Source organism: Methylobacterium sp. GXF4, assembly GCF_000272495.1.
Taxonomy (GTDB): Bacteria; Pseudomonadota; Alphaproteobacteria; order Rhizobiales; family Beijerinckiaceae; genus Methylobacterium; species Methylobacterium brachiatum.
The window spans coordinates 189581-203937 of sequence record NZ_AKFK01000085.1 but is presented as its reverse complement, the minus strand read 5'-3'; the positions used below and the strand labels follow the sequence as shown (position 1 = coordinate 203937).

At 68.9% G+C, this 14357-nt stretch carries 13 protein-coding genes; 8 read left to right on the top strand and 5 right to left on the bottom strand.

The features are described 5' to 3' along the window. The first annotated feature begins 182 nt into the window (after nt 1–182). The 5 genes from WYO_RS24620 (at nt 183) to WYO_RS24600 (ending at nt 5923) form a co-directional block, all read left to right on the top strand. On the top strand, nt 183–1799 hold the full coding sequence (locus WYO_RS24620; RefSeq protein WP_007567693.1) for an ABC transporter substrate-binding protein: 1617 nt from the start codon (nt 183–185) through the stop codon (nt 1797–1799). Nucleotides 1800–1809: 10 nt separating this feature from the next. Beyond that, complete coding sequence (locus WYO_RS24615; RefSeq protein WP_007567692.1) at nt 1810–2787, top strand: ABC transporter permease; 978 nt, start codon at nt 1810–1812, stop codon at nt 2785–2787. 10 nt (nt 2788–2797) lie between these two features. Further along, nucleotides 2798–3769: an ABC transporter permease gene (locus WYO_RS24610; protein WP_007567690.1), complete on the top strand. Its 972-nt coding sequence runs from the start codon at nt 2798–2800 to the stop codon at nt 3767–3769. 196 nt (nt 3770–3965) lie between these two features. After that, nucleotides 3966–4946: an ABC transporter ATP-binding protein gene (locus tag WYO_RS24605; protein WP_007567688.1), complete on the top strand. Its 981-nt coding sequence runs from the start codon at nt 3966–3968 to the stop codon at nt 4944–4946. Beyond that, nucleotides 4943–5923 carry an oligopeptide/dipeptide ABC transporter ATP-binding protein gene (locus WYO_RS24600; protein WP_007567686.1) on the top strand — a complete coding sequence of 327 codons (981 nt, stop codon included), beginning with the start codon at nt 4943–4945 and terminating at the stop codon, nt 5921–5923. The genes WYO_RS24605 and WYO_RS24600 overlap by 4 nt, the downstream gene beginning before the upstream one ends. A 180-nt stretch (nt 5924–6103) precedes the next feature. Here the strand turns inward: WYO_RS24600 and WYO_RS24595 are convergent, their stop codons facing one another. From WYO_RS24595 to WYO_RS24580, 4 genes are all read right to left on the bottom strand, one after another. Then, nucleotides 6104–6964: a flagellar motor protein MotB gene (locus WYO_RS24595; protein ID WP_007567684.1), complete on the bottom strand. Its 861-nt coding sequence runs from the start codon at nt 6962–6964 to the stop codon at nt 6104–6106. 22 nt (nt 6965–6986) lie between these two features. Then, nucleotides 6987–7850, bottom strand: coding sequence for a flagellar motor stator protein MotA (motA, locus tag WYO_RS24590; protein ID WP_007567682.1), 864 nt, complete (start codon nt 7848–7850; stop codon nt 6987–6989). A gap of 326 nt (nt 7851–8176) precedes the next feature. Further along, nucleotides 8177–8617: an MEKHLA domain-containing protein gene (locus WYO_RS24585; protein ID WP_007567680.1), complete on the bottom strand. Its 441-nt coding sequence runs from the start codon at nt 8615–8617 to the stop codon at nt 8177–8179. 80 nt (nt 8618–8697) lie between these two features. Further along, a complete protein-coding gene (locus tag WYO_RS24580) occupies nt 8698–9891 on the bottom strand; it encodes an L-dopachrome tautomerase-related protein (protein WP_007567678.1) in 1194 nt (397 codons plus the stop codon). A gap of 615 nt (nt 9892–10506) precedes the next feature. Here WYO_RS24580 and WYO_RS24575 point away from each other — a divergent pair. Next, nucleotides 10507–11217 carry a ParA family protein gene (locus WYO_RS24575; RefSeq protein ID WP_007567675.1) on the top strand — a complete coding sequence of 237 codons (711 nt, stop codon included), beginning with the start codon at nt 10507–10509 and terminating at the stop codon, nt 11215–11217. On the opposite strand, the gene WYO_RS24570 is transcribed toward WYO_RS24575, so the two are convergent. Beyond that, the gene (locus WYO_RS24570) at nt 11208–12593 is read right to left on the bottom strand and encodes a M20/M25/M40 family metallo-hydrolase (RefSeq protein WP_007567672.1); all 1386 of its coding nucleotides are present in this window, start codon (nt 12591–12593) and stop codon (nt 11208–11210) included. The two genes, WYO_RS24575 and WYO_RS24570, sit on opposite strands and share 10 nt — an antisense overlap. Before the next feature lie 231 nt (nt 12594–12824). Between WYO_RS24570 and WYO_RS24565 the strand changes: the two genes are divergently transcribed. Further along, nucleotides 12825–13349 (top strand): (2Fe-2S)-binding protein, encoded by a 525-nt coding sequence (locus WYO_RS24565; RefSeq protein WP_007567671.1) that lies wholly within the window; start codon nt 12825–12827, stop codon nt 13347–13349. Beyond that, on the top strand, nt 13346–14353 hold the full coding sequence (locus WYO_RS24560) for a xanthine dehydrogenase family protein subunit M (protein ID WP_007567669.1): 1008 nt from the start codon (nt 13346–13348) through the stop codon (nt 14351–14353). Before WYO_RS24565 ends, WYO_RS24560 begins: the two co-directional genes overlap by 4 nt. Nucleotides 14354–14357: the final 4 nt, after the last annotated feature.

The window sequence follows — 14357 nt, the reverse complement described above, 5'->3', positions numbered from 1 at the left end:
CTTCGTCCTGAGATCCGTGAACATCGTGCCGCCTCGGCCCCGCATTTTGCATACGGATGGTCCGAACCTTGCTGTGGGTGTGTGGCCGGTGCGGTTTGCCCGCGCGCTTCACTCGGCCTAGGCTCAACCCCTGCGCTGGTGATGGCCGCCTGCCATCAACTTCCAAGGTTCCGGAGATCCGCTTGTCCCGTTCGACCCTGAAGACCCTCGCCCGCGGCGTGGCCGCAGGCGCGGTCGCGGCTTTCGCGCTGACGGCTTTGCCCGCCCAGGCCGCCAACGTGTTCCGCTTCGCCTTCCAGGGAGATCTCAAGTCCCTCGATCCGTACTCCCTCAAGGAGAGCTTCACGGAGGGCATGCAGCAGGCGGCCTACGAGTCGTTGGTCACCCTCGACAAGAACCTGAAATTCGCCCCCGGCCTCGCCGAATCCTGGGAGACGCCCGAGCCGACCCGCTGGCGCTTCCACCTGCGCAAGAACGTCAAGTTCCATGACGGTACGCCCTTCACGGCCGACGACGTGCTCTTCTCCGCTCAGCGGGTCCGGGCTTCCGGCTCGAACTTCACCACCAACGTCCCCTCCGACGCCGAATTCGTGAAGGTCGACGACTACACCGTCGACATGGTGCTGAAGAAGCCGAACCCCATCGCCCTCGCTCAGTTTCCGACCTGGCTGATCATGTCGAAGGCGTGGTCCGAGAAGAACGGCGCCGCCCAGCCCACCCCGGCCAACGCCACCAGCCCGAGCTACGCCACCCTGCACGAGAACGGCACCGGCCCGTTCGTGATCACCGAGCATCAGCCCGGCGTGAAGACGGTGTTCAAGAAGTTCGACGGCTACTGGGGCAAGGTCGAGTCGAACCTCGACGAGGCAGTGCTGACCACGATCGCCAACCCGGCGACGCGGGTCGCCGCGCTCCTGTCCGGTGAGGTCGACTGGATCGACCCGGTGCCGCTCCAGGACCAGCAGCGCGTGAATGGTAGCGGCACGGCCACTGTGATGGCCGGGCCGGAGCTGCGCACGATCTTCCTCGGCATGGACCAAGACCGGGACGAGCTGAAGGATTCGAGCGTCAAGGGCAAGAACCCGTTCAAGGACCCCAAGGTGCGCGAGGCGTTCTATCTCGCCATCGACGAGGAGACGATCGCCAAGCGGGTCATGCGTGGGCAGGCGGTGCCCTCGGCCCTGATGATTGCCCCCGCGCTCTACGACCGCGCCAGCGAGATCAAGCGCCCGGCCACCGACCTGAAGAAGGCCAAGGATCTGATGGCTCAGGCCGGCTACCCGGACGGGTTCACGCTCACCATGGACTGCCCCAACGACCGCTACGTCAACGACGAGGCGATCTGCCAGGCGGTGGTCTCGATGCTCGCCCGCATCAACGTCAAGGTGAACCTGAACGCCCAGCCCAAGGCCAAGTACTTCGCCAAGGTGCTGGCGCCGAATTACGACACGTCGTTCTACCTGCTCGGCTGGACCCCGTCCTCGCTGGACAGCCACAACATCCTCTACGAGATCGTCGGGTGCCGGAAGCCCGGCGACAAGTCCGGCCGCGGCAGCTGGAATCTCGCCGGCTATTGCAACCCGAAGATCGACACGCTCGCCGACCAAGTCGAGGCCGAGACCGACAAGACCAAGCGCGACGCCCTGATCAAGGAGGGCTTCGACACCCTGAACGCCGACTGGGGCTACATCCCGCTGCACCAGCAGGCGCTCGCCTGGGGCGTCTCGAAGAAGGTCCACCTGACTCAGCGCGCCGATAACCTGCTGCTGCTCTACTGGGTCTCGAAAGACCCCCAGTAAGGGGCCGGGCGTGCTCGCCTTCCTCCTGCGCCGGGTGATCCAGGCGACCGCAGTGCTCGCGGTCGTCGGGCTCATCGCGTTCTCGATGTTCCGGTTCGCGGGCGATCCCGTGAACCAGATCGTCGGGCCCGATACGCCTGCTTCCGAGCGGGCCGAGATACGCAAGAGCCTCGGCCTCGACGATCCGGTCCTGGTCCAGTTCGCCCGCTATGCCGGCGACGTGGTGCAGGGCCGGCTCGGGATCTCGTACCAGTTCCGCCAGCCGGTCTCGCAGCTCTTGGCCGAGCGCATGCCGGCGACCCTGGAGCTCGCCTTCTGCGCCACGGTCTTCGCCCTGGTGGTCGGCGTATTGATGGGGGTCTTCTGCGCGCTGCGCCGGGATTCCTGGCTCGCCGGCCTGTTCCAGGCGGTTTCGCTCATCGGGATCAGCCTGCCGACCTTCCTGATCGGCATCCTGCTGATCTACCTGTTCTCGGTGACGCTGGGCTGGCTGCCCTCCTACGGGCGCGGCGACACGGTGCGGCTCGGCTGGTGGACCACCGGCTTCCTCACCTGGTCCGGCCTCAAGGCGCTGATCCTGCCCTCCATCACGCTCGGCCTGTTCCAGATGACGCTGATCATGCGGCTGGTGCGCGCCGAGATGCTGGAGGTGCTGCGCACCGACTACATCCGCTTCGCCCGGGCGCGGGGCCTCTCCACCCGCGCCGTCCACCTGCGCCACGCCCTGAAGAACACCCTCGTGCCGGTGATCACCATCGCCGGGCTCCAGCTCGGCTCGGTCATCGCCTTCTCGATCATCACCGAGACGGTGTTCCAGTGGCCCGGCATGGGCCTGCTGTTCGTCCAGGCCGTGCAGAACGTCGATATCCCGATCATGTCCGCCTACCTGCTGCTCGTCGCGCTGATCTTCGTGACCATCAATCTCGTGGTCGACATCCTCTACACCGTGGTCGATCCGCGCCTGCGGCTGTCCTCGGCGACGGCATGAGGGCCGGTTGATGAGCGGACGCGATATCGACGCCGGCGGCGCCCCGCCGGTCCCGCTGCAGGCGGCGACGCCCGGTCGGCTCGCGCGCTGGCGCGATTCCGACCTGCTGGCGAGTTTTCTGAGGTCGAAGACCGCGATCGTGGCGCTTCTGGCCACCATCCTGATGGTCGGGCTCGCGGTCGCCGCGCCGCTGATCTCGCCGCAGAACCCCTACGACCCGGCCCAGCTCGACCTGATCAACTCCAACCTGCCGCCCATCTGGCAGGCGGACGGCCAGGCGCCGTTCTACCTCGGCACCGACGACCAGGGGCGCGACGTGCTCTCGGCGGTGCTCTACGGCCTGCGCCTGTCGCTGATCGTCGGGGTGCTCGGGGTGATCACCTCGGGCATCATCGGGATCGCCCTGGGATTGATTGCCGGCTATGCGGGCGGCGCCCTCGACACGCTGATTATGCGGGTCGCCGACGTGCAGCTCACCTTCCCGGCGATCCTGATCGCCCTGGTGGTGGACGGCGTCGCCCGGGCGAGCTTCGGCGGCGCCCTCGATGTCGGGCCGCTGATCGGGCTGATCGTGATCTCGATCGGCCTGTCCTTCTGGGTGCAATACGCCCGCACCGTGCGCTCCTCCGTGATGGTCGAGAAGGGCAAGGACTACGTCCAGGCCGCCCGGCTGATCGGCCTGACGCCCCCGGTGATCCTGGTCCGCCACGTGCTGCCCAACGTCACCGGCCCGGTCTTCGTCATCGCCACGATCAACCTGGCCCTGGCGATCATCACCGAGGCGACCCTGTCGTTCCTCGGCACCGGCCTGCCCGAGACCATGCCGTCGCTCGGCACCCTGATCCGCACTGGCAACCGGTTCCTGTTCTCCGGCGAGTGGTGGATCGTCGCCTTCCCGGGCCTGGCGCTGGCCGGCCTCGTCATCGCCATCAACCTCCTGGGGGATTGGCTGCGCGACGCCCTCAATCCGAAGCTGCAATGATGTTGTTGGACCACGGCGTTTCCCGGGCTCATCCCACCCGCGCCCTCATCCTGAGGTGCCGAAGCGAAGCGGAGGCCTCGAAGGAGCCCTCCAGGGATCACGCGTCATCCGGAGGCCTCCTTCGAGGCTCGCTGCGCTCGCACCTCAGGATGAGGGTGCGGGCGGGAGCACGCGCCGTTGTCGGAGCCCGCGCGCGATGAGCGAAACCATCCTCTCCGTGCGCGACCTCACGGTCACGTTCGACACGCGCCGCGGGCCGCTCACCGCCATCGACCGGGTCTCGTTCGACATCGGCCGGGGCGAGATCCTGGGGGTCGTCGGCGAGTCCGGGGCCGGCAAGTCGGTCACCGGCTCGGCGGTGATCGGGCTGATCGACCGCCCCGGCCGGATCAGCGGCGGCGCGATCGCCTTGCGCGGCGAGCGCATCGACAACCTGCCTCCCGAGGCGATGCGTCGGGTGCGGGGCAGGCGGATCGGCATGATCTTCCAGGATCCGCTGACCTCCCTGGACCCGCTGTTCCGGGTCGGCGACCAGATCGTCGAGACCCTGCGCGCCCATACCGAGCTCTCGGCCAGGGCGGCGCGCACCCGGGCCATCGACCTGCTCGCCGAGGTCGGCATCCCGGCCCCCGAGCGGCGGATCGACGGCTATCCGCACGAATTCTCCGGCGGCATGCGCCAGCGCGTGGTGATCGCCCTTGCGCTGGCCGCCGAGCCGGAACTGATCATCGCCGACGAGCCGACCACGGCGCTGGACGTCTCGGTCCAGGCCCAGATCATCACGCTGCTCAAGCGTCTCTGCCGCGAGCACGGCACCGCGGTGATGCTGGTGACCCACGACATGGGCGTGATCGCCGAGGCGGCCGACCGGGTCGCCGTGATGTATGCCGGGCGGGTGGCCGAGATCGGCCCCGTCGCTGCCGTGGTGCGGGAGCCGCATCACCCCTACGCGGTCGGCCTGATGGGCGCGATCCCGACCCTGTCGCAGGAGGCCGACCGCCTCAGCCAGATCCCCGGCTCGATGCCCCGGCTCACCGCCATCCCGAAGGGCTGCGCCTTCAACCCGCGCTGCCCGAAAGTCTTTGCCCGCTGCCGCGTCGAGCGGCCCGAGCCGATCCTCGTAGGCGCGAGCCGCGTCGCCTGCCACCTGTACGATGTGACGGAGAAGGCGGCGTGAGCGCCTATGTCGAGGTCACCGACCTGCGCCGCCTGTTCGACGTCTCGAAGCCCTGGCTCAACCGGGTGATCGAGCGCGAGCCCCGCCGGTTCCTCACGGCGGTGGATCGGGTGGGCTTCACCATCGCCAAGGGCGAGACCTTCGCGATCGTCGGCGAATCCGGCTCCGGCAAGTCCACGGTCGCCCGGATGGTGGTCGGCCTGCTGCCGCCCTCGGCCGGCGAGGTCCGGATCACCGGGGTCTCGATGACCGATCCCCGGGAGGCGGCCGCAAGGCGGCGCCTGCGCTCGCGGATCCAGATGATCTTCCAGGACCCCTACGCGTCGATGAACCCGCGCTGGCGCGTGGGCAAGATCATCGCGGAGCCGATCCGGGCGTTCAACCTGATCCAGGGGGAGGGAGCGATCCGCGCCCGGGTCAGCGAGCTGCTCGGCCTCGTCGGCCTCCACGCGGACGATGCCAGGAAATACCCGCACGAATTCTCCGGCGGGCAGCGGCAGCGGGTCGCCATCGCCCGGGCTCTGGCCAGCCAGGCGGAGTTCCTGGTCGGCGACGAGCCGACCTCGGCGCTCGACGTCTCGGTGCAGGCGCAGATCCTCAACCTGATGCGCGACCTGCAGGACCGGCTGGGCCTGACCTACCTGTTCATCTCCCACAACCTCGCCGTGGTCCGCCACATGGCGACCCGGGTGGGTGTGATGTATCTCGGCCGCCTGGTCGAGGTGGCCGCCGCAAAGGATCTGTTCGCCCGCCCGCGCCACCCCTACACGCGGATGCTGCTCGACGCGGTGCCCGACCTCGCCCATGTCGGCCGCGCCCGGGTGCCGGTCTCCGGCGAGATCCCGAACCCGATCGATCCGCCCCCCGGCTGCACCTTCAACCCGCGCTGCCCGCTGGCCAACGACCGCTGCCGCACCGAGGTCCCGGCCCTGCTGGACGGCGTCGCCTGCCACGCGGTGCAGGAGGGGCGGGCCTGATGTTTGGGTGGGCCGGACCGACGGCGACGCATCATGCCGTGTCGAGCCGCGCGCCTTGATCTCGATCTCGAGCGGCCTTCGAGGGCCTCCCCCCAGACGCCCGATGACCGGTTGCCCCCTCTGCGCGAGGTAGCGCAGAGGGCGTTTCGGGGGGCTCTCAGGCCGCGAGGCGCTTCGTCGTCAGCGGAACAGGTTCGGCGGCACCGGCGGGTTCGCGTGGAGCAGCGTGATCGTCACCCGTCGATTCGGCGCGATGTAGGGATTGTCGGGGAAAACCGGCTCGGTGTCGGCGCGTCCCACCACGGACATGAAGTTGTCGTTGGGAACCCCGGCACCCGACAGGATGTCGCGCACGGCGAGCGCACGCCCGGCGGTGAGGTTCCAGGGTTCGCCGGCCCGCGCCGAGCCCGGGCGCGCGGCAGACGTGTGGCCGGTGATCGACAGGCGGTTGGGCAACCGGCGCATGGCGGGCGCGAGCGCCTCCAGCACGCGACGGGTGCGCTCGTAGGGCTCGACGGAGCCCTCGCGGAACATGGCGCGGCCGTCCTGGTCCACGAGGGACACGTTCACGCCCTCCTTGGTCGGCTCGATCACGATGTTCTTCGACAGTTCGGCGATGTCGGGCATCGTTTCGAGCGCCTGCCGGAGGCTGGCGATGGCGCTGTAATCGGCCTGCACGCTGGCGGCCGGGCGGCTGGTATCGAGTTCGTTGGCGCGGCCCGGACGGGTCTGGCGCGGTCTGTCCACCTGCTCGTCAGAGCCCCTCTGCGCGTCCCGGGGCGTGGACGCCTTGTTGCCCGACGTGTCCAGGGCGGTGCCGTACAGCATCCCGCCCGCACCACTGGTTGCCGGGCTCGACGCCGCCGGCGCGAAATATTCCGCCAGACCGACCTTCTGCTCCTGCGTCGTCATGCTGATCAGCCACATCAGCAGGAAGAACGCCATCATGGCGGTCACGAAGTCCGCATAGGCGATCTTCCAGGCCCCGCCGTGATGCGCGTGAGCGGCCTTCTTGACCTTCTTGATGATGATCGTGCTCATCGAATCCCTGCCGGATACCGGGTCAGTTCTGGGCGGGCAGAGCGGCGGTTGCCGCTTCCACCTCGCTGAAGGTCGGGCGGACGTCGCTCATCAGAGACTTGCGGGCAAATTCGACCGCCATCACCGGCGGCTGGCCGCCGATATGGGCGAGGAGCCCCGCCTTGAGGGAAAGGTAGTATTTCGACTCGGCCTCGAAGAGGCTCTTGAGCGACTGCGCCATGGGCCCGAAGAAGCCGTAGGCGACGAAGACGCCGAAGAAGGTGCCGACCAGCGCGCCGCCGATCAGATGGCCCAGCACCTCCGGCGGCTCCTTGATCGCCCCCATCGTCTTGATCACGCCGAGCACGGCGGCGACGATGCCGAGCGCCGGCGTTCCGTCGGCGAGCGACTGCATGGCTGACACGACGCGCTCCTGCTCCTGGTGGTGCGTCTCCAATTCTTCATCCATCAGGGCGTCGATCTCGTAGACGTTGTTGGCGCCCAGCGTGACCATCCGCATGTAGTCGCAGACGAACTCGACCGCGTGGTGGTTTGCTGCAAAGGACGGGAAGGCGTTGAACAGCGTCGACTCGCTCGGGTTTTCGATGTGCGGCTCGAGCGCCATCGAACCCTTCTGCTTGGCAAGCTTGAACAGCGAATACTGCATTCCCAGCAGCTCGACATAGCTGTTCTGCGTATATTTGGGGCCCTTCACGAGCGTACCCAGCATGGCGGGCACGGCCTTGAGCACCGGCCCGGTATTGCCGATGATGAAGGCCCCGATCGCCGCACCGAGGATGATGACAAACTCGAACGGCTGCCAGAGGACGAGCAGGTGGCCACCCATCGCGGCGTAGCTGCCGAAGACGCAGGCGAAGACGACCAAGGTGCCGACGATCAGCCGCATGATTTGCCATCCTTGCGCGGCGGCCGCTTCAGCCCGCGCGAAGCCACTAATGATCTGGCAAATCACTGATTAAGGTTAACGGTGCGTTTCGAGCCGCGACCGAAGGATTGGCAGATATTTGGTTCCGGCGTTCGAGGTGGGAGTTCGACGTGACGGGAGCGGGCGTGCCGCAGACGCGACCACGCGGGCTTTCACAACTCGTCAGGCTAGCGGGGCCTGCCGCTCCATCCCCGGAGCCGGCCCCCGATCCTCAGCGCTTCCCCCTCGCGCGGAAGCGCGAAGCGCGCGTCGAAGGGCGTCCAGCCGCCGAACGACGCGCCCGATCCCTACGCGTCGCGCCACTGCGAGAACGTCGCCGCCTGGCCCACCGTCACGCCGTCGCGGTCGAGCTGCCAGACCACCGCCTGCTCGATCCAGAACCGCCGGCCGCCCTTGGCGATCCGCAGGCCCCGGTAGCCCCGGGTGAACCCGTCCCGGGCCACGGCGTCGAGGAGGTGCTGCCGCTCGGCGCGCTCGGGCGCCTCGGCCGAGAACCGCGACGGCAGGCCGACCAGCTCGTCCCGCGTATAGCCGAAACAGGCCTGCGCGGCCCGGTTGGCGTAGACGAAGCGCGGGTCGGCGCCGCCGTCATGGGCCAGCACCACGAAGGGCGCCTGCTCGTAGAGCCAGGCCGCATTCGCCCCGTCGGGGACCAAAGCCGCGCCGAGGCGCCGCCGGTAGCTGTCGGTGAGGACGGCGAAGAAGTCGGGATCGTGCGAGAGGTCCATCACGGCGGTCCGGAATCGGCTGCACCAGGAGAGCAGCACATAGCCGAGGCCGTACCGATCGCGCGGTGCCGAATCCCACCCTACAGGACCGGGTCCGCGTCGATGCGCATCCGCAGGATCGCGTAGGGCGGCTGCTGCAAATCCTGGCCGCGGTTGAATTCCGGCCGCCGGTTGACCTGGGCGCTCGAGATGTAGAGCCACCTGTCCGGCGTGATCCAGAACGTGTCGGCCCAGATCAGGCGATCGTCGGCGGCGAGCACCTCCACGGTCCCGTCCGGCAGGCGCCGGCCGACGGCGTTGTGCTCCTGCAGGCTGAGATAGACCCGGTCCTTCGAATCCGTGGTCAGGCCCCCGGTCATGCCCTTCTCGCCGAGATCCTGGACCTTGGCGGCCAGAGCCGCGTCCGACACGTTCGGGTCGAGGAGCGCGGCGGTCTCCACCGCGTAGAGGCGCCGGCTCATCAGCGGCGCGTAGTACAGGCGGCTGCCGTCCGGGCTGATCGCGATGCCGTTGGCCCCGCCCTTCGGGTGTTTCGCGGGAGCATCGCCCTTCTGCTCCATCACCGGGCGCAGCTCCACGAACTTGACCAGGCCCTCCTGCGTCGCCGTGCTCGGATGATCCGCCAGGCGCCGGGTCACCCGTCCGCTGGCGAGGTCGACCGCCAGGATCGCCCCCTGGCCGCCCTGGCCCTGGTCGGTGATGTAGGCGAGCGCCCGGTCGGCCCGGACGTCGACCCGCAGGTCGTTGAGCGAGGATTCGGCCACCACGCCGGCATCGAGGGGGATCACCCGACGGACCCGGTCCTGCGTGATGTCGATTTCCAGAAGCTTGGCGGCCCCCGGCACCGGCTTGCCCTTGCCCTGCGGCAGGCCGGAATCGAGGATCCAGAACGTGTCGTTGCGGTCGAACACGCCGTTGGGGACGTGGAAGAGCGTCGCCTGCGGATCCTTCGGGTCCGGCGTGTTGGCCCGGGCATCCGGATAGGGCTTCACGGAGCCGTCGGGCAGCACCTCGCCCAAGGTCACCGGCTCGGACCCGGTGAAGCGCGGCATCATCACGAATATCCGGCCGCCCCGGGCGATCGCCAGGCCGGTGGGCGTCGACGGGGCGTTGGCCGCCATCGCCAGTTCCAGCGTGCCGGCGGGGCGGCTGGTCGGAGGCTCACGGCCTGCGGGCGGCGTGGCGGACGGTGCGGGCGCTGGTCCCGCCTGGGCCGATCCGGCCGCGAGGGCGACGAGGCCCGATCCGATCAGGCGGCGGCGGTCGAGGGGCATGCGGTTCCTGCAGCAGGCGAGCGGGTCGGCGGCCCAACGCGCGGCGGCGGCGGGTGATCCCGGATCCGAGCAGGGTGCGATCCGATCCCGCCCCGGATCGCCGCGCGACCCGGCCATTGCGGGACCCCAAGACGACCAGGCGATCCGGCGTATCCAGCGCCAAAGAACGACATGTCGTCCTGTATCCGGACAGCAAGCTTCTTTTCGGCAAGATTTTTGGATGCGAATATGGAGTGATGATCTAGAATAATCCTGTATTTATGTATTGATAAATTCCTTGACACTCCGATTGTGGCTACGCTATGGCCCGATCAGTATCAATAATGATGCGGATCAGACGCCGCGTATCCGAATGCAGGGCGGCCGGTCATCGCGCAGATCAGCGTGCGGCCGGAGATCAAATGAGGTCGGGACGAGGCCGGCTCGTCTTCAGATGTTCGGATCGTGTCCGGATAAGCTGGGTTCAAGCCTCCGGTGTTCATGATAACATCGTCATGGTAGCTGGGCTACGGTCGCCGTTGCGGTGATCGCACACGCAACACGGGTACGGACAACCATCTTCCGGCGCTGCGACGATCGCGGGGACCGGGCCCGAGATCGACAGGCAGGAGAGGCATGGATCCCCAAGGATCCGAACAGGTATCGGAGCGCGCCCTGCGCCGGAGCACCCAGCCGCGGATCCTCGCGGTGGCGGTGCAGAAGGGCGGCACCGGCAAGACCACGCTGGCCGCCTCGCTCGCCGTCGCGGCGGCGCAGGCCGGCGAGCGCGTGACCGCGCTCGACCTCGACCCGCAGGGTTCCCTGGCCGGTTGGGGGGCGCTGCGCGAGCGCAACGCCGTGGCGGTCGACCGGATCCAGCCCTGGGAGATCGGCCAGCTTCCCGAGATCCTGGACCTCCTCGGCCAGCAGGGCACGACCCTCGCGGTGCTCGACACCGCCGGCAGCTCCGCCGGGCTGGCGCCGGCCCTGAAGGGGGCGGATTTTGTGCTGATGCCGGTGCGGCCCTCGCGCCTCGACATCGTGGCGGCGCGCCCGACCCTCCAGGCCCTGATGAATCTCGGCCTGCGCGGCCGGTTCGCCCTGGTGCTGAACCAGTGCCCGCTGCCGCCCTCGCCGCGCACCAGCGCCTATGCCGCGCAGTTGCGGGCGCTGGGGGTGCTGGCCGAGCCCGGCATCATCCACCGGGTCGACCATCAGGACGCCCTGGCGACCGGGCTCGGCGTCACGGAATACGCGCCCGCGAGCCCCGCCGCCGAGGAGATCCGGGCCCTGTGGGCCTGGATCGACGCGAAGATGCGGGCGTCCCGCCCTGACGATCAGCCCTGACCGAGCGCCGCGAGGATCCGCGCCCAGGAGCGCGTGCCCTTGTGGAAGCTCGTCAGGTCGTACTTCTCGTTGGGTGAGTGGATCCGGTCGTCGTCCAGGCCGAAGCCGATCAGCAGCGTGTCGCGGTTCAGGAGCCGCTTGAAGTCGCCCACGATCGGGATCGAGCCGCCGGCGCCCACGGTGACGGCCGGCACACCCCATTCCTCGGCGAGCGCCGCCTTGGCGGCCCCGAGCTGCGGCATGTCGAAGGGCAGGCTGATCGCCCGCGAGCCCTTGTAGGTGATGACATCGACCGTGCAGTCCGACGGCACCCGTTCGCGCACGAAGGCCTCGAACCGTTCGGCCAGAACCTTCGGGTCCTGGTCGTCCACGAGGCGGAACGAGATCTTGGCCGAGGCGGTCGAAGCGATCACCGTCTTGGTGCCCTCGCCGGTATAGCCGCCGATGATGCCGTTGGCGTCGCAGGACGGACGCGACTGCACCAGCTCGATCGGCATCCGCCCGCGCTCGCCGGCCGGCTCCTTCAGGCCGATCGGCCCGAGCAGGGTCTCGGGCGTCAGCCCCAGGCCGCGCCACTGCTTCAGCACCTCGGGCGGGCGCTCGTGCACGCCGTCGTAGAAGCCCGCGATCGTCACCCGCCCGTCCTCATCGTGCAGATCGGCGATGATCTTCGACAGAACGTGGATCGGGTTGCGGGCGGCGCCGCCGAAGAAGCCCGAATGCAGGTCGCGGTCGGCACAGGTGACCTTCACCTCGAAATACGCGAGCCCGCGCAGCGACGAGGTGATCGCCGGCGTGGTCCGGTCCCACATGCCGGTGTCGCACACGAGCACCACGTCGCAGCCGAGGCGGTCGCGGTTGGCCGCGACCCATTCGGGCAGGCCCTGCGAGCCGCTCTCCTCGGCGCCCTCGATCAGGATCGTGACGCCGCAGGGCAGCTCGCCGCTCATGGCGATATGGGCCCGGCACGCCTCCACGAAGGTCATGACCTGACCCTTGTCGTCGGAAGACCCGCGCCCGACGATGGTCTTGCGACCCTCCGCATCCGACGCGATGCGCGGCTCGAAGGGCGGCGTCGTCCACAGGTCGAGCGGGTCGACCGGCTGCACGTCGTAATGGCCGTAGAACAGGACGTGCGGCGCGCCGGGCTTCGGCTTGGTCGCGAGCACCACCGGGTGCAGCGAGGTGTCCTCCACGGAAGTCTCGAAGCCGAGCGCCGTGAGGTCCTGGGCGAGCCAGGCGGCGGCGGCCCGGCAATCGCCGGCATGGGCCGGCTCGGTCGAGATCGACGGGATCCGCAGGAAGGCGAACAGCCGCTCCAGGGCGTTCTCCAGGTCCGTGTCGATGTCGTTGAGGATCGCGTCGAGCGCGGCCATCGGGAGCTCCGGGATGCGGCAGGGATTTTTTCGCGACGACAGGGTTAGCCGAGGCGGGGCGGGCCCGGCAACGGCCGGATGTCCGGCCCTGAGACCGATCGTCCGCGGAACAGGCGTAGTTTGGAATGGTTGTCGATCGACTGGCCCCGTGGGCGCCGGCTCGTCGCCGCCCCAGACCGATCTTCCGTTCCCCGTCCGGCCCCGCGGCCGGCCCAGATCGTGGACGACAGCATGCTCCTCGAAAACAGTCCGCCGGTGCGGGCCGACACCGCGCTCGACATCACCCTGACGATCAACGGGCAGCGCCGGGCGCTCAAGGTCACGCCCTGGACCACGCTGCTCGATCTCCTGCGCGAAAAGCTCGACCTCACCGGCACCAAGAAGGGCTGCGACCACGGCCAGTGCGGCGCCTGCACAGTGCTGGTGAACGGCACCCGGGTGAATGCCTGCCTGACGCTGGCGGTCATGAAGGACGGGACCGAGATCACCACGGTCGAGGGTCTTGCCGGCCTCGGCGACCGGGGTGGCAGCAACGCGCTCCATCCGATCCAGGAGGCGTTCATCGAGCACGACGCCTTCCAGTGCGGCTACTGCACGCCGGGCCAGCTCTGCTCCTCGGTCGGCCTGATGAACGAGGGCCACGCCCATAGCCGCGAGGAGATCCGCGAGGCGATGAGCGGCAACCTCTGCCGCTGCGGTGCCTACACCAACATCGTCGATGCGATCGAGGACGTGATGCAGGGAGCCGCCCGATGAACCGCTTCGATTATGTCCGCGCCGGCACGGTGGCGGAGGCGGTCCAGGCCTACGGGGCGGGTGCGCGCTTCATCGCGGGCGGCACCAACCTGATCGACCTGATGAAGTACGATGTCGAGAAGCCCGGCCGGCTGATCGACATCACCCGCCTGCCCCTCGACGGCATCGAGGCGCATGAGGGCGGCCTGCGGCTCGGGGCGCTCGCGACCAACGCCAAGGTCGCCTACGACGACCGGGTCGCCGCGCAATACCCGCTGCTGCGCAACGCCATCCTGGCCGGCGCCTCGGCGCAGCTGCGCAACGCCGCCTCCACGGGCGGCAACCTGCTGCAGCGGACCCGCTGCTACTATTTTTACGACACGGCCACGCCCTGCAACAAGCGCGAGCCCGGCACCGGCTGCTCGGCGATCGGCGGCGTCAACCGCATCCACGCGATCTTCGGGGCGAGCGAATCCTGCATCGCCACCCACCCGTCCGACATGTGCATCGCCCTGGCGGCGCTCGAGGCGACGGTCCGGGTGAGTGGGCCCCAGGGCGAGCGGACGATTCCCTTCGCGGATTTCCACCGCCTGCCGGGCGATAGCCCTGAGATCGACACCAACCTCGCCCCCGGCGAGATCATCGTGTCGGTGGACCTGCCGGAGAGCAAGTTCCCGCAGCACTACACCTATCTGAAGCTGCGCGACCGGCTGTCTTACGCCTTCGCGCTGGTCTCGGTAGCGGCGGGCGTCGAGCTCGACGGCGACACGATCAAGACTGCCCGGCTGGCGCTCGGCGGCGTCGCCCACAAGCCCTGGCGCAACCGTGAGGCCGAGGCGCTGCTGGAGGGCAAGCCCGCCACCCGCGAGAGCTTCCAGCAGGCGGCCGACCTCATCGTCTCCGAGGCCAAGCCGCAATCGGCCAACGGCTTCAAGATCGATCTCGCCCGGCGGGCCATCGTGCGCGGCCTCGAACAGGCCGCTGCCGGCACGCCCCAGTCGCTCAGCTACAAGCGCATCCAGTAGGCAT